The sequence below is a fragment of the Colwellia sp. BRX8-9 genome, from assembly GCF_014077245.1.
GTDB lineage: Bacteria > Pseudomonadota > Gammaproteobacteria > Enterobacterales > Alteromonadaceae > Colwellia_A.
In genome coordinates, this window is record NZ_JACGVN010000023.1 from 13,379 (window position 1) to 29,021 (window position 15,643).

The following is a 15,643-nucleotide window of genomic DNA, read 5'->3' on the forward strand; positions in this document are numbered from 1 at the left end:
ACTAAGTATACTATGGCGAACATTGTAAATTGCTGAAATTTTAAGGTAATCAAAAAGGTCATCATGACAGATAAAAAAGTTTGGACGCTTAAAAGTGTTGCTAAAGAACTCGGTGTTTCAAATGCAACAGTCTCTAATGCATTTAACAGACCCGATCAACTATCTAAAAAGCGTAGAGATGATATTCTCGAGTCATGTGAAAAAATGGGTTATTCAGGACCTAACAAAGCGGCTCAATCGTTAAGAAATGGTCGCTTTAATATCGTTGCTTTAGTGCTACCTGACAGTGTTGAATACATGATAACAGATCCGGTGGCGAGTAATTTTGTAAAAGGTGTTTCATCGGTTTTAGAAAAAAGTAAAGTCAATTTGTTATTGTTTTCTGGCACTTCTGAGAATATCAACGCGGTATCTGATTTTGTTGATGGCTTTATTTGTTACGGTAGTCCACGTAATACAAAGTTAATTGACCAATTAAGAACGACAACAAAAAAAGTTGTTACCGCAGATTTTGATATAGATCGTAAAGCATCTGTAGGTATTGACAATGAACAAGCCGCTTATGAAATAGCGAAACTTGCAATAAAGTCAACAGATGATGCCATCGCTATTCTTGGCTTGAGATTACTCGATTCTAATGTAACTTGTCGTGTTTACGATTTACCAAGTTCAGACTTTAAATGTTCAATTGCTCATCAACGCTTAAGTGGTTATCAAAGAGCAATCAAGGAGTTAGATGTTAACCTCAGAGCTGATAGAGTGTGGAACATACCTGAAAGTAAGCATCATTCTGCCTTAATTGCTGCTAGAGAAGCGTTAACATCAACGCCTCGCCCAAATGTTTTACTTTGTATGAGTGATCTTATTGCTTTAGCTGCCATAAAAGAAATTAACGCTATGGGACTTAATATTCCTGAAGATATAAGAGTGGTTGGTTTTGACGGTATCGATGAAGCTCTTCGTTCTACTCCGCCCTTAACAACAGTGCATCAAAATAGTGAAAAAAAGGGTGTCAAAGCTGCAGAACTTTTTATCAATAGAGCGACTGATTCTGTATTAATTCCTTTTCATATAGAGCATGGAGGGAGTTGTTAAACTCAAGGGCACCTTTTATAACCGTTAATGACTATAATCAGATAACTAATCAATTATTTTTAGCTATATCGCATTTTTATGGTGAAGTCATTCTTAGCTCTATCTCGCATAGGTCGAAAGCGCCGTAGACCTAACGCCATGCAAAAATGTTAGGCAAAATTTCAGTTGTAAATTGATGTGAGTTTTTAAGTTAAATTGCAGTAATCAGCTTGAACCCGACCTTAAGAACATTAGCAAGTTTACTTCCGGTTTACTTACCAAGAAGTCATTAAAACTGATTTTTTAATTGCTCATTGTAAGCTGGGCTAACGTTTGGGACACATGAACCGTAGCTTTACCAGGTTTTATCCCCTAAAATATTAATGGCATTTCTTGAAGTAACTGTAAATGGATTTCCCCCAATGAAAAATTTGCGATTTATTTTCAATTTGGAGGAAATTTAAAAAAATTAAAGTGCTGTAGACTTTCTTTTTGGGCGCTCGCTCGATGGTTTTGTAACAGATTCAGATGCAATAACCGGTGCTTTACTTCTTGCTCTTTTTTTCTTTTTTGAATTCTGACTTACTGAAACGACAGAATTGATAAACTCTGCTGATTTCTTAGTCGGGTTATAAGCGACCTCAATAATTTTACCGTTATATTCGATAATATCGCCGCGGCGAATTTTTTTACGCTTTTGAACTGAAACTTCATTATTTACTAAAACATTACCTTCACTGATCATGGTTTTAGCTTCGCCGCCGCCACCAACCATATTGGCAATTTTGAGTAATTTACATAGTTCTATAGGTTCAACACAAATGTCGATAATAGTGTGTTCAGACATGAAATACGCCTAATAATTTTAAATAATAATATCGTCGAATTCTAACATATATAACCGCTAGTGAATAAGAATTATATTAAGGACACTGGGCATTGTTAAGCTAGCATAACCAGTAAATACTTAATGTAGCAATACGTTAAAATTTAACTATTTCTTTTTAATTCACTATCGGGTTATACATCTAAAAAACTTTCCCTTATTAATAATTAATACTACTGAGTTAGTTAGTGAATAACGAATTTAGCTAAATGCACTACTTAAAAGTGATTTAGTCCATCGACTGCTTAAGCATTTAATACAATGCTTTAGAGAAAAATCCAACTGGTACATAAGTACCGTTGGACTTTTATAGGTTTGGAATTAAAGATTAACTATTTAATCAATTTTTAAATCATGCTTACCGTGATTTTTTTTGGTGCGTAAATAATTGTTATTATCATCTTTTAAATGCAAACTCGTATTCACTTGTTCGACAATATTAAAATAATCTTTTAAGGCATTTATCTTTTTAGGATTATTAGTGATCAAACGTAAATCTGTAACGGCTAAGGCTTGCAGCATAGTCACTGCATCTTCAAAACTACGGGCATCTTCTGCAAAACCTAAGTGCTTATTAGCTTGATAGGTATCCATGCCTTGGCTTTGTAATACGTAGGCATCTAATTTATTGTATAAACCAATGCCACGACCTTCTTGGCGAAGATAAAGAATAATTCCGCCCTGCTCTTTCATCAAGTTGATAGTTTCATCTAACTGCTCACCGCAATCACAACGTGAAGAGTGGAATACATCGCCCGTTAAACATTCCGAATGCATACGAACTAGTGGTGCTTGCTGATTTTTATCGGCCTGTTGAAAAATTAACGCTATGTGCTCATGGTTTTCATCAAACATTGTAAAGGTCGCGATTTCTGCGTCGATATCACTGTGTAATCCAACTTTTAGATTAATTCTTGCACGTATTTTATTCATGGGTTTCTTTATTAAATTAGCAAAGGCGCTGTTATTAGCCCCTTAAATATTACCACTCGTTACATTCATATTGAGATATTTATCTAGCTTTCAAGTGTTAATCAACTTTTTGGCTTAAATAGTCCACTCTGTTAGAAATTCACTGCGTATATTAACAATAATCGATTAATACGGCTAATAAGTTAAGCTTGAAATATATTTACTACAACGAAGTGTATAAGTCATTAGTGCTGTTAAATATTGAGATAACCGTGGGATTTAAAAGGTAACGATTGAATTTTGAACGAACAGACTAACTTTAGTCATCTGTTTTTCTTATTCCACTGTAAACCCTAATATGCGCTTGGTATACTAAGTGTCTGTGAGTTGCTTTGAAGTAACATCAATAATTTATAGTTGAACGTCATATTATTTAATTTTAAATAATATGACGTTCATTCAAACCGTTAAAGCGTTCCGCTAATAGATAAGAGTATTCCTTGTGATAATGACCCTCAGACCCTTTATTTTAGTATTAATAAGTGGCTTCTTGTTAATGTTAGGCTATGGACTCAGTAATATTTTATTGCCTGTGCGCATGCAGAGCGATGGAATGAGCATGAACAATATTGGTTTAGTGTTATCGATGTTGTCTGTGGGGTTTTTGTTGGGTGCATATTATAGCCGTATGTTATTACAACGTGTTGGGCACATAAGAATATTCGCGATGTGTGGTAGCTTAACTTCCGTCGCTATTTTACTTTCAGGCCTGTATCCAGAACCATTAATGCTTGCGTGTATGAGAATTGTCACTGGCTTTTGTATTGTTTGTACCAATGCCACACTTGATAGTTGGTTAAGCCACAGCGCCACAGAAAAAAATAGAGGACGCATACTATCAATTAATCAGATGATGATAATGACGGCACTATTTTCTGGTCAGTTTTTATTAAATGTCGCTCCTATTGATGACATTACTTTATTTGTTATCTGCGGCATTTTATTTAGCTTGTCTATCACACCTATCGTTATTAGTAAGCAACAAGGTCCACAAATTGAAGACAGTCAATCAATGTCTTTAATGACTGTTTTTAAGTTATCTCCTTTAGGTGTGGTTAGTTGTTTTTACTGTGGAGTCCTCTATGCGGCTTTGATTAATATGCTGCCTATTTTTGCCAGTAACAACGGTATTGCCGGCTTAGATTTATCCATCTTTATGGGCACAGCCATTTCTGGGGCGATCATTTTACAGTTCCCTATCGCCTACTTATCAGATCACTTTGACCGTCGAAAAGTTATGCTCTGTATGGTCGCAACACTCATTGTATTATGTTTATTAGTGCCTTTTCTTATTTCCTCAGATATGTTCAAACTCACCTTGTTAGCCGTAGCGCTGATTACGGGATTAGTTGCCTGCCTTTATCCAATGAGTATGTCAGAGACTTTTGATAAAGTATTAAAAGAACAAATTTTATCTGCAATGAGTTCATTATTATTAATCTATGCATTGGGCAGCATTTTAGGCCCCTACCTAGCTTCTATGGTAATGGATACTTTCGGTAGCAGTGCCTTATTTAGTTTTATGAATATCGTTGCGATAACACTGTTACTGTTTATCAGTATTCGAATGAAACTAAGAAAAGCGTTACCACTTGATGAACAAGAAAGTTTTGTTATGCAAACACCCAGTGGTGTAGTATCGGAACTCGATCCTCGTACACAATATGCAGAGGCACAATTTGAAACAACGCCAGAAGTAGAAGTTGCCATTAGCCTCGCAAGTAAAAACCCATCAGCGGCTGTTAACATGGTAAAAGCGCTAGTGCTTCGAGATCCCAAAAACGCTTCAAATTTAGCCGCGGCATTAAGTACCATAGACGCGATAGACATTAGTAAACTTTATGCGGCAATAACCTCGGCAGCACCACAAATGAGTATTCATATTGCTCAAGCTTTAACAAATGCTTGCCCTGAGAAAGCCAATCAATTAGTTGATTGGATAACCTCTGAGTATCCTGACCAATTCACTAATATCATTGTTGCTATTGCGAATACAATGCCTGACGACGGTATTAATGTCATGGAACTCGCCGCTGAAAACATGGCCGAAGACTACCCAAGCGAACTTCTAGAAATGACCAAAGAATACATGACAAATTTATCAGATTCTTTAGATGCAATGCGACCGATAGATAGAATCGCCGCGGTCTCAGAAAATACAGCAACTGAGCTTTATAATCGATTAACAGATGTTGCTCCTGATCAATCAGCAGAGCTTGCCTTTACGGTATCAGATTCACTACCTGAATCATCAAGTGATGTTGCTGAAGCCTATGTCCAAAATCTAATCGACAGTGAACAAGCTGGCTCAGCACAGACCTCAGAAAACATTGAAAATGCTGCCAATAACTATGTGAACCATATGGTTGAAAGTATTCCTGAACATGCAGTAGAAATTGCCGGTACCTTTGTCGATTCTTTCCCCGAGGTTGCATCGGATATGCTTGAAATATTGCAAGAATCAGATGATATTGAAGACAGCGAGTTAACCACTTCTATTGATAAAAAACCCTCGTAAGGTTTTATAAATCGGCAGTAACAATTACGCTATAACTTAAAACCTCCAATATCAGTAAAAGTAATTGGCCTAGAATGAAAATTGTTGACGTTAGCAATATAAGAATTAATGATAATTTTGTCTACTAAGCGAAAACTAGACGTTATTATTTTAACGTCAACAACTCTGACATTGTTGGCATTAGGAAATTCACTAAGCTTTATTATGTAATAATATTTTTACTAGATAACTAGTTACAACTGAAAAATCATTAGTATTATCAAATTATACAGATAAATATAACGACCTAGCATGACCCTTTTTTTAAACCAACCCTAGCTACAAAGAATAAGCCTCAATATTGTATTTATACAAACCTATACTAATCAGTATCTTAAGTTAAATAAGCGCCTAAAAAAACAACACTTTAGTTATTTTCATTCTGTGTTATAAATTGACTTACCATGGCTGATATCGTCCAACTTTGCTTAACTTCTAGGTATTTATCTATCTCATTCGAGAAAAAGTGACTGTAAAATACAGCAAATATCTAGGGGATTTTACTCTCTACTAAAACATGTAGACCAGGTTACTAGTGAAATATATAAATACCTTTAACATCTCGATACTTGACAGCTGTGATTACAAGTGTAATATCAACGCATCGATTACAACTGTAATATTTAAATATGTCTGAAATTACTAATACAGAATTTGAAGTTTTAGAAGCTTTGTGGGCTCAACACCCTGCTACAGCAAATAGCATTATTGAACAACTTAATAAACATAAGCCCTGGCACGATAAAACAGTAAAAACCCTGATAAATCGTCTGGTAAAAAAAGAAGCGATAGGTTTTGAAAAGCAAGAACGCCATTATCTTTATTTTCCGTTACTTGAGCGAGATGCTTATACGGAAGTTCAAAGCCAAAGTTTTATCGAACGGTTATTCAGAGGAAGAGTATCACCATTAGTTGCTGGTTTTGCTAAAAAAAACAATTTGAAGAAAGAAGATATTGATGAATTAAAGCTTCTCATTACAAAATGGGAGCAAGACAATGATTGATAACCTCTTTACTTTATTACTGCCCTTAACATTGTTGCTAACTATATTGTTAGTTGGACATAAATGGCTAATACATTATTTAGGCGCTAGTAATACCTATTTACTATGGTTAATAGTCCCCTTAGGGCTGGTGATATATTGTTTACCACTCCCTTGGCAGCAGAGTAGCCTATCAAAAATAATTGAAATAAAACGTTACTTGATAACTCCAACTGATGAACTTAAACAAAGCCTCTCTATGTCTTGGGCTCTCTATATTTGGCTAATTATTGTGGCTGCCATGATAACTTATGGCTTGTTAACTTATCATATATTTAACAAGCACCTTCAGCTCACCGCTATTAATAAGTCTATGGTGCCATTAGTGTTACCCGCAAATATATTGCTCTACCAAAGTACAGGTACTTATAGCCCGATGTTGGTGGGTTTGGTACAGCAAAAACTTATTATTCCAGAAGATTTTTTTGAGCTTTACAGTACCGAGCAACAAAAACTAATTCTTGAACATGAAATTTGTCATTTTGATCGAAATGACATTTATTGGAACCTAATTGCGCTGACTTGCTTAACGTTGTTTTGGTTTCACCCTCTTGCTTGGCTCGGCTATTTTAGGTTTCGTCAAGATCAAGAACTCTCCTGTGATCAACTCGTTCTGGCGCGCAAACCAAAAGAGAGCAGGATTAACTATAGTAAAGCGCTGTTAGTGGCGGCTCAGTCGACACCTTCATTAGCATTTGCTCAACTATCATTTAAGAAATATGGAGATAAAAAAATGATGTTAGAACGAATTAACAATTTAAAAACTCGTCCAAAAAGCTCTAAATTAATACTGGCTACCGTAATATTTACCACCGTTACTCTGCTCTCAGGATTAAGTTACGCAGGAAACCAACAGGAAAGTCTTGGAGATAAAGTCTCAAAGTCAGTTGAGCTTAAGCCTATTCAGCGTGTTAATCCTAGCTATCCTGAACAAGCAGCAAAAGACAATATAGAAGGTTCAGTAGTACTAACGTTTGATATAATGACAAATGGTGCGGTTGAAAATGTAGCGGTCGTAAATTCAAAGCCTGCCGGTGTATTTGACCAAGCAGCCTTAACGGCATTAAAGCAATGGAAATACTCTGTCAGTGACCACACGTTAAAAAATGCGTTAGTTCAATTAGATTTTTCAATGAATAAAGATACAAAACATGAAAGCTTAATTGAGCGTATTCAGATAACTAAGTAAAGTTAGCGTAATATTTTAAAAAGGTTACCTAGGTAGCCTTTTTACATTTAAATTAGTATACCCGATCGTAGAATTAATCACTTTTGCTGTAAATCTTTCCATAACCTTATCCATTTTTTGCTACTTGAATGCGCCTGTACCGTTAGGTACAATGAGTTGAGTTAAATTTACAGGTTAATATTGTGATAAAAGGTAAAAGAAGATCCTTCGATGAGACTACCGCATTAAATGCTGCGATGAATGTTTTTTGGCAAAAAGGTTATGTTGGCGCATCACTCACCGATTTAACAAAAGAGATGGGGATTAACAAGCCAAGTATGTACAGTGCTTTTGGTAACAAAGAAGCCTTATTTGTTAAAGCCACACAGTGCTATATTGATACTAAAATGAAACCTCATATGGCGTTACTATTTGCACCTGATATTTCCCTAAAAAATCGTTTGAAAAATCATATGATGTCAATTGTAACTATGCAATGCAGCGATGAGCAAGCAAAAGGATGCTACTTAGTTTTATGTCAATCAGAACTGGTCAGTGGTGATATTCCTGAGCAAGCAAAATTGATACTCAAAGATGCTGAAGTGATTCCTAAACAATTATATGTCGATTTTTTTAATCAAGACTTAGAGGCTATCGCTTTAGGGCTAAATAAAAATGCCGACGCAAACAGTTTAAGCGTATATACGCTTTTAAAAGGCACTGCCTCTATGGCTCGTTCTGGCGTAGCTAAATCACAACTAGAATATACTGTAGATAGTATGCTTAAAGGTATCGGCGTTAACTAAAGAGTTCACTCTTTTTAAAAACGAAATATCAAGGCTAAACACAACCAACGATAATGCGTTATTTACCATTATTTTTCTGGGCATTTAAAGTTTTACCTTCCCCCAATAAGGCACGACAAGACTTTCAGTTCACTTTTAATTACCCTTTCGTTAATCAGCATACATAAACACGTTGTTTACTCTTTAACATGGCCTAAACCTCTAGACCTTTAAATAGATAAAATTTATTTCATTAATTACGATTGACTTTAATGTACCGATCGGTACAATACGTAAATCGAGACATACCGATCGGTACGTTTTCTTAAATAAGTACCATAGACGTGAAGTACTTATTCACCGTGAATTTTTAATCTGATCAATAAAATTAAATTAATGATAAGGAAAGTAAAATGACAACTTTAACAATACATACGATTGAATCTGCTCCACAAGCAAGTAAGACACTTTTAGAAGGCTCGGTTAAAGCTTTTGGCATGTTACCAAATTTACATGGTGTACTCGCTAGCTCACCACAACTTCTTGAAGCATATCAAAAACTTCATGAGCTATTTACAAATACCTCATTTGATGCAGAAGAATTAACTGTTGTTTGGCAAACAATAAATGTTGAGCACGGCTGTAATTACTGTGTACCAGCACACACGGCTATTGCTCATTCAATGAAAGTTGATGCTGCAATAACTGAGGCTTTGCGGAATCAATCACCAATGCCAAACGCTAAGTTACAAGCACTTCAAGATATGACCTTGATTATTGTTCGTAATCGCGGACACGTTAGCGATACAGAATTAGCAAGTTTCAAAGAAGCTGGGTATGGCGAACAGCAAATATTAGAAATAATATTAGGCCTGTCTCAAAAAGTCATCAGTAACTATACCAATCACATTGCGAGTACGCCAACAGACGCCCCATTCAAAGCATTTGCATGGCAGAAAAATGCATAAGTAGCGCTGGGGGAATAGCTAAGTTAATTATTCTACTGACCATTCCCCAAATAAATGCTAAATACGTTAATAACGTGCTAATAACATCGAGTTATTAGCCCTTTTATTGGTTGTTTTTTTGACGAGTTTTTAGTTTATTTTGCTCAATTTTATCGTTTTGTAATACTTGTTGTAAATCTTCACTACGTTGTTTAACCGCTACCCCATAACTTTTATCATCACCCCATTTATCAGCCAAAATTGTCATTGACTCAGTATCATGCTCAGCAAAAAGTTCTCCTGCTCTAGCCGATTCAACCGGATCGTTGCCAAGTAACACCAATGCTTCAATACCAAAATTAACGGCAGAGTCAAAAGTTTCTCGTTTAAGACTTGTTACCCCAAGCTGCATAATTTGATAAGCGTGTCGTCGGTCAACAGCGCGTGCCAGAATTTTTAAATGTGGATAGTGCTTATGAGCCAGTTTAATAATATCTAATGTTTTATCGGGCTCGTCTACAGCAATAACCAGCATTTTTGCATCTTGGGCCCCTGCCGCTGCTAATAAATCTTGTCGAGCGGCATCACCATAAAAAACTTTATTACCAAAACGTCTGAGTAAGTCTATTTGGCTGGCACTGTGATCAAGAATCGACAAATGATAGCCTTGAGCCGTTAATAAACGTCCTATAATTTGGCCAAAACGTCCATAACCAGCAATAATGACATTTTTTGTGGGTTCGAGGTCTTTTATCGCATCAAATTCAGGTGTGGCAGAAGTTTTTCTCGCCAATGCCTTCTCATATAGAATCAATAATAATGGTGCACAAAGCATTGATATAGCAACGATAAGTGTAATTAACTTAGTCTGTTCTGGTGTGGTAATAAGTAGATTAGTTGTTAATGAAAGTAAAACAAACGCAAATTCACCTCCTTGTGCTAAAGCTAAAGTGAACAGTATCTTTTGACTGCCTTTCATCTTAAAAAAATGTGCCAACACAAAAAGAACCAGTGCTTTAATCGTTATAAGGGCTAATACCGTTAGCGTAACAAAGGTAATTTTATCAAAAAGAAGAGGAAAGTCTATCGAAGCACCTACGGTTATAAAGAATAAACCAAGCAATAATCCTTTAAAGGGTTCAATATCAGCCTCTAATTCATGCCTAAACTCGCTTTCAGCTAGTACAACACCCGCTAAGAATGTACCTAACGCAGGAGACAAACCTATTTTTTCCATAATCAGTGCAATGGCAATAACTAATAGTAATGCCGCAATGGTAAAAATTTCACGTAACCTTGTTTCAGCAATGTAACGAAATAATGGCGATGAGATGTATTTGCCCGCTAAAATAATGGCTGCAATAACTGCAAGAGAAATCCCCACTTGACCGTAAACGGGTAAGTGAGCAATCAAACTATGGCCAGAAGACTTTGCTGCACTTAAGTCTTGAAAGGCAAGGAGTGGTAATATCGCAAGAATAGGGATTACCGCAATATCTTGGAACAGGAGTACCGAAAAAGCATTTTGCCCCGCGTCTTGCTTGATCCAACCCTTCTCTGTCAATGTCTGCAAAACAATCGCCGTTGAAGACAATGCCAACATCAACCCTATTGCTAACGATGTTTGCCAAGGCAAACTGAATAGATAAAAACAAAGTGCAAAAATAAGCGTGGTTGTTGCTATAACTTGTAAGCCGCCTAGGCCTAGAATAGAGTGACGCAATTTCCATAGTCTGGCCGGTTGTAATTCTAGGCCAACTAAAAATAGCATCATCACAACACCAAACTCTGCAAAATGCATAACACTGGTTTGATCGCCAACCAAGCCGAGTAAGCTAGGGCTAATTAAAATTCCCGCTAACAGATAACCTAAAACAGAACCTAAGCCGAGTCTCTTTGCCACTGGCACTGCAACAAGTGCTGCAACTAAGTATATAACCGCTATTTCTAACATCTTTACATGTACTCCTTTCACTAGGGCGTTATTGAATAGTTAAAGTTGAGGATTAGTCGCCTAAGTTATACGTATTTTATCAATATTTTAAAGCTGATGCGATAGTCTAGTGCAGAGTTATAGGCGAGAAGTAAAATTGTCACCTGAAGTTTAATGATGACGATAACAGCACTAATAGTGTAAATAATGATTGTATGACATCACCATAGTAACTTATCCTTCAGTTTCGACTAGAGAGACTAAAGTTGCCCGCTTATCAAAAAAAACACTGCATTATGTGAAGGAATTCAAGCGTCAATAATGCAAATATGATCATATATATACCGTTAGCAACGTTATTAGACAATGTTGCTCGGCATATATTGGTTTACTTCATGGTGAAGCTCTTGTATCGCACTAACAGTAACATTTAGTTTTACTGCTAATGTTGTTTTTGATAGTGCTCAGATAAAATAAGTAATGAGCGATGATAATTAATTTTAGCGATACTTTAAAAAGTTAATGTATTGAAAAAGTGGCCATGCTTTTATTTTTCTGTTTTATTAGCAAGAAAATCACTACTTGGTTACTAAAATTAATTAAGTTTGTTCAACCAGTAACTAATTTTCTCTTCCAACAGTTTAGGGTTTATCGGTTTAGAAATATAATCATTCATACCCGATGCTAAGCATTTTTCTTTATCACCCTTCATAGTATTTGCCGTCATTGCAATAATAGGGATAGTCGAGAACAAGACACTATCCATATTATTTCTTATATGTTCAGTGGCTTGATAGCCATCCATTTCTGGCATTTGGCAATCCATTAAAATAAGATCATAAGGATGTTCTGGATCTTTCTTCTCTAAGATATCAATTGCATTTACACCATTGACTGCAATATCAATAGAATAATCAAACTTTCTTAATATACCTAAAGCGACTTGTTGGTTAATTCGGTTGTCTTCAACTAACAATATTTTTGCTTTAGTGGTCTGACTTTTATTCTCTAACATATTACTTCCAAGGCTAGCTGAAACGCCAGCCGTATTTTTTAATATCTGTCTCTTGTTAAGCGTATCATCTAAGATATTAAGTAACTCATCAATGACCACAGGTTTTAATAAATAATCTGAAAATCCTGACGTTGATGACAAAGGACCTTTAACAATCTGATCCATTGAAGTTAACATCACTATTTTAAGCTTATCAAGTGACTTAATTTTTCTAATCTCAGCGCTTAACTCACTACCTGACATGCTCGGCATTTGCATATCAATAATAGCCATAGCAAAATAATGGCTATCGTATTGCTTCAATATAGCCAATGCCTTACTACCACTGTCAGCTTGAATAACTTCAGCCCCCAAAAGACCGAGTTGTTTGCTAAGCACGGCAAGATGAGTAAGATTATCATCAGTAACTAAAATGTTAATTCCATTTAAATGAGTACCTAACTGAGTTTGCACTTCTTCTGTGCTAGGTTTTAATTGGATATTAAAACTAAATTCGCTGCCTTGACCCAAGACACTACTAACAGTAATGCCTCCCCCCATTAATTCACATAATTGCTTTACAATAGACAAGCCTAAACCTGTGCCACCATACTCTCGTGTTGTCGATACATCGACTTGGGTGAACACATCAAAAAGTATTGAACATTTATCCGCTGGTATACCTATTCCTGTATCTATGACACTGATATGTAGTTTTATATCTCCATTGTCATTTAAAACTGTCTTTGCTTTAATAACAATTTCACCCGTGGGGGTAAACTTTATTGCATTGCCAACTAAGTTAGTAATGATTTGTCTTAATCTACCAGGATCACCGATGACCATTTGATGACCAACATCGGTGACATCAAGAATAATTTCTAATTTTTTATCTTTGCTATTCATCGATAAAGACTGAACCAAATCGCCTAAATTTCTTAAAAGGTCAAAAGTAATCAATTCAACTTCAAGTTTACCTGCTTCTATTTTTGAAAAATCTAGAATGTCGTTTAGGATATGAAGCAAGGTATCGGCACTTGAATGTGCTAGTCGAGTAAAATGAGCTTGTTCTTGACTTTGCTTGGTCGTTGATAATAAATTTAGCATGCCTAAAACACCGTTCATTGGCGTTCTAATTTCATGACTCATATTAGCCAAAAACTGTGACTTAGTCCGATTGGCTAATTCAGCTTTTAATTGTTGTTTCTTATTTTCATCGGCTAAACTTTTCAGCATCAATTCTTTTTTAACTGAACTAGACACATCTTGGATCAGAATTTCACATAAGCGTTCATTCGGGGAAGTATTGATGCTTTTAATCGATATTTGCTGCTGTATACGGTAATCGTTATCACCAACATGGCTTTTATGGAATAACGCTAAAGGTTTAGGATTAAAAGTATTAGAGAGTTTAGTGGGCAATCCTAACGTTAATGCTTCATTGCATGCATCACTTAAGCGGGAATAGTTAAACCCCTCTAGAATATCACCAAGTTTACAACCAACACCTTTATCATCGACTATAACAGAGTGATCTTTTATCCACTGATTATAAAAAACTACCTGATGGTTTTCATCAATAATGATAATACCAAGAGAAAGATCATTCACAGAACTAAATAAAATATCTTTTGTTAAATTATTCATAGCAGAGCTAAGCTTCAATTTTGTTAGTAATGCCAAAAACAAATTTTCTCACAGATTCTTGAAAAATCTCTAATGAGGTAATATCCATAATAAAAGAGATAAAACCTTCAATATTATCATCGGGTAAAGAGAACTTAACTTTTATATATAATGACCAATCATTTTCGCTGCTATACACATAAACTTTATTAATATCCCCTTGTATAAACTCTGGCATTTCAATTTTTATTGAGGATTTAAGAAAGTTAATAACCGTTCCAAAACAAGCATTTAAAATAACATTGCCTATTTCTACTAAAGAATCTTGCTCAAGATCAGACAAAGCCTCGGGTGGAAACTTATTACCAAGTAAAGTACTAACTAATTGCAAACCACTTTCTTTGCTAAACATAAGTAATGCTTGGCCTTTAAAGTCACCTTCAAATCGTTGAATTACAGCACTGATTTCTGTATCACTAGCAAAATTCAATTTAGATTTGGCTATTTTGTTAGAGACGATTTCGACTTTTGGGATAGTTAAATCAACCGGTTGAGATACCATTTTATTCAGGGAGTTGGCCGCTCTACCAATACCGATGTTAAATATTTCGGTGAGGGCATCAATTTCAAGTGGAGATAAATTATCCTTCATATGCTTCCCTAACTATTTAAAAAATGGCTAATGAGTTCTTCGGTAATCGGTTTAATTAAAAAAACAACACCTGCTTGCTCAGCCTGTTGTTTTATGTCATCTTGGATATTTGCGGTTAACAAAGCGCGCTTAGGAATTGAAATTAGCTTATCTAATGCAAAGATTAATTCAATACCTGTCATACCAGGCATATTATAGTCAAAAATCGCAATATCAATTTTACTTTCCGCCGTTAATTGGCTCAAGCACTGCTCTCCACCTCCAGCTTCAATGATGTCGACTCCAGGTATATAAGATTTAACAATTTCTTTAAGCATCATTCGAGAAACAATACTATCGTCGACAATTAATACAACTTTACTCATTTAAATACCCAATTATTTTTAATAACCTGCCTCATAAAAGCATATAAACGAATGGGTTTATTTGCAAGCTAATATATTGAAATATAATTAGTAATTTGAGCAAGGTATAAAAAGATGCTGTAATTTTCAAAACATATCCCTTAGCGGTGGGTGTTTTGGTTAGAGCCAATGAGCCTAAGGGGAACGTTAAAAGCATGTAAGGCGACGTTAAAAAGGTGGGGAGCGATTAAATACACTTCTGTAATGCCGGTAACATAAGTTTTGGCTAGATGATAAATATTCGTGTTATCAAATTTTATACTTGGCCTATAACTTTCAATAAAATTAACCTGATGTAAAAATATAAATCCGTCGCAAAAATGAGTAACAACGAGTAGCAACTAGTAACGTCTGTTTATGTTTTCTTACATGGGCGAGAATATTGATCATTACCGCTTCTTCTTTGCCTCGATCTAGTCCTTTGGTTGGCTTGTTTAAAATCAGCACCTTTTCTGGACGTAACAACAACGGTGCAATCTGTAATCGTTGTGCTTGGCCAACTAATAATCCTACACTTTTAGAGCCTAGCCAAGTATTAATACCAAACGATAAGCTATCAATAAATGAAGTTAGCTTCACTAATTGACATACCTCAAGCATTT

The 15,643-nt window shown here is 35.6% G+C and carries 13 protein-coding genes; 6 read left to right on the forward strand and 7 right to left on the reverse strand.

Annotated features, from left to right (window positions below):
• The first annotated feature begins 63 nt into the window (after positions 1 to 63).
• Entirely contained in the window at positions 64 to 1,095 is a 1,032-nt protein-coding gene (locus tag H4J70_RS16540; RefSeq protein WP_070373768.1) for a LacI family DNA-binding transcriptional regulator, read from the forward strand.
• 448 nt (positions 1,096 to 1,543) lie between these two features.
• On the opposite strand, the gene H4J70_RS16545 is transcribed toward H4J70_RS16540, so the two are convergent.
• Both H4J70_RS16545 and ribA read right to left on the reverse strand, forming a co-directional pair.
• On the reverse strand, positions 1,544 to 1,921 hold the full coding sequence (locus tag H4J70_RS16545) for an RNA-binding S4 domain-containing protein (protein ID WP_070373769.1): 378 nt from the start codon (positions 1,919 to 1,921) through the stop codon (positions 1,544 to 1,546).
• A gap of 375 nt (positions 1,922 to 2,296) precedes the next feature.
• Positions 2,297 to 2,893 (reverse strand): GTP cyclohydrolase II RibA, encoded by a 597-nt coding sequence (gene ribA / locus H4J70_RS16550; protein WP_182216265.1) that lies wholly within the window; start codon positions 2,891 to 2,893, stop codon positions 2,297 to 2,299.
• A gap of 487 nt (positions 2,894 to 3,380) precedes the next feature.
• Between ribA and H4J70_RS16555 the strand changes: the two genes are divergently transcribed.
• From H4J70_RS16555 to H4J70_RS16575, 5 genes are all read left to right on the forward strand, one after another.
• Positions 3,381 to 5,450, forward strand: coding sequence for an MFS transporter (locus H4J70_RS16555; RefSeq protein WP_220465330.1), 2,070 nt, complete (start codon positions 3,381 to 3,383; stop codon positions 5,448 to 5,450).
• A 668-nt stretch (positions 5,451 to 6,118) separates the two neighbouring features.
• Complete coding sequence (locus tag H4J70_RS16560) at positions 6,119 to 6,493, forward strand: BlaI/MecI/CopY family transcriptional regulator (RefSeq protein ID WP_182175629.1); 375 nt, start codon at positions 6,119 to 6,121, stop codon at positions 6,491 to 6,493.
• Positions 6,486 to 7,721: a M56 family metallopeptidase gene (locus tag H4J70_RS16565; RefSeq protein ID WP_182222599.1), complete on the forward strand. Its 1,236-nt coding sequence runs from the start codon at positions 6,486 to 6,488 to the stop codon at positions 7,719 to 7,721. Before H4J70_RS16560 ends, H4J70_RS16565 begins: the two co-directional genes overlap by 8 nt.
• A 182-nt stretch (positions 7,722 to 7,903) precedes the next feature.
• Entirely contained in the window at positions 7,904 to 8,506 is a 603-nt protein-coding gene (locus H4J70_RS16570) for a TetR/AcrR family transcriptional regulator (RefSeq protein WP_182222598.1), read from the forward strand.
• Between the two features lie 392 nt (positions 8,507 to 8,898).
• Positions 8,899 to 9,453 carry a carboxymuconolactone decarboxylase family protein gene (locus H4J70_RS16575; protein ID WP_182244877.1) on the forward strand — a complete coding sequence of 185 codons (555 nt, stop codon included), beginning with the start codon at positions 8,899 to 8,901 and terminating at the stop codon, positions 9,451 to 9,453.
• 103 nt (positions 9,454 to 9,556) lie between these two features.
• On the opposite strand, the gene H4J70_RS16580 is transcribed toward H4J70_RS16575, so the two are convergent.
• The 5 genes from H4J70_RS16580 to H4J70_RS16600 form a co-directional block, all read right to left on the reverse strand.
• Entirely contained in the window at positions 9,557 to 11,386 is a 1,830-nt protein-coding gene (locus H4J70_RS16580) for a monovalent cation:proton antiporter-2 (CPA2) family protein (RefSeq protein WP_182251496.1), read from the reverse strand.
• A gap of 574 nt (positions 11,387 to 11,960) precedes the next feature.
• The gene (locus H4J70_RS16585) at positions 11,961 to 14,006 is read right to left on the reverse strand and encodes a response regulator (RefSeq protein WP_182251497.1); all 2,046 of its coding nucleotides are present in this window, start codon (positions 14,004 to 14,006) and stop codon (positions 11,961 to 11,963) included.
• 7 nt (positions 14,007 to 14,013) lie between these two features.
• Positions 14,014 to 14,637, reverse strand: a complete 624-nt coding sequence (locus H4J70_RS16590) for a chemotaxis protein CheX (protein ID WP_182216252.1) — start codon at positions 14,635 to 14,637, stop codon at positions 14,014 to 14,016.
• An 8-nt stretch (positions 14,638 to 14,645) separates the two neighbouring features.
• Positions 14,646 to 15,002 (reverse strand): response regulator, encoded by a 357-nt coding sequence (locus tag H4J70_RS16595; RefSeq protein WP_182216250.1) that lies wholly within the window; start codon positions 15,000 to 15,002, stop codon positions 14,646 to 14,648.
• A gap of 324 nt (positions 15,003 to 15,326) precedes the next feature.
• Positions 15,327 to 15,620 carry a hypothetical protein gene (locus tag H4J70_RS16600; RefSeq protein ID WP_182216248.1) on the reverse strand — a complete coding sequence of 98 codons (294 nt, stop codon included), beginning with the start codon at positions 15,618 to 15,620 and terminating at the stop codon, positions 15,327 to 15,329.
• Positions 15,621 to 15,643 lie beyond the last annotated feature (23 nt).

Excerpts from the sequence above, each read along its gene's own strand:
- H4J70_RS16540 (WP_070373768.1), top strand. The coding sequence starts at position 64 with ATGACAGATAAAAAAGTTTGGACGCTTAAAAGTGTTGCTAAAGAACTC.
- H4J70_RS16545 (WP_070373769.1), bottom strand. The coding sequence starts at position 1,921 with ATGTCTGAACACACTATTATCGACATTTGTGTTGAACCTATAGAACTA.
- ribA (WP_182216265.1), bottom strand. The coding sequence starts at position 2,893 with ATGAATAAAATACGTGCAAGAATTAATCTAAAAGTTGGATTACACAGT.
- H4J70_RS16555 (WP_220465330.1), top strand. The coding sequence starts at position 3,381 with ATGACCCTCAGACCCTTTATTTTAGTATTAATAAGTGGCTTCTTGTTA.
- H4J70_RS16560 (WP_182175629.1), top strand. The coding sequence starts at position 6,119 with ATGTCTGAAATTACTAATACAGAATTTGAAGTTTTAGAAGCTTTGTGG.
- H4J70_RS16565 (WP_182222599.1), top strand. The coding sequence starts at position 6,486 with ATGATTGATAACCTCTTTACTTTATTACTGCCCTTAACATTGTTGCTA.
- H4J70_RS16575 (WP_182244877.1), top strand. The coding sequence starts at position 8,899 with ATGACAACTTTAACAATACATACGATTGAATCTGCTCCACAAGCAAGT.
- H4J70_RS16580 (WP_182251496.1), bottom strand. The coding sequence starts at position 11,386 with ATGTTAGAAATAGCGGTTATATACTTAGTTGCAGCACTTGTTGCAGTG.
- H4J70_RS16585 (WP_182251497.1), bottom strand. The coding sequence starts at position 14,006 with ATGAATAATTTAACAAAAGATATTTTATTTAGTTCTGTGAATGATCTT.
- H4J70_RS16590 (WP_182216252.1), bottom strand. The coding sequence starts at position 14,637 with ATGAAGGATAATTTATCTCCACTTGAAATTGATGCCCTCACCGAAATA.
- H4J70_RS16595 (WP_182216250.1), bottom strand. The coding sequence starts at position 15,002 with ATGAGTAAAGTTGTATTAATTGTCGACGATAGTATTGTTTCTCGAATG.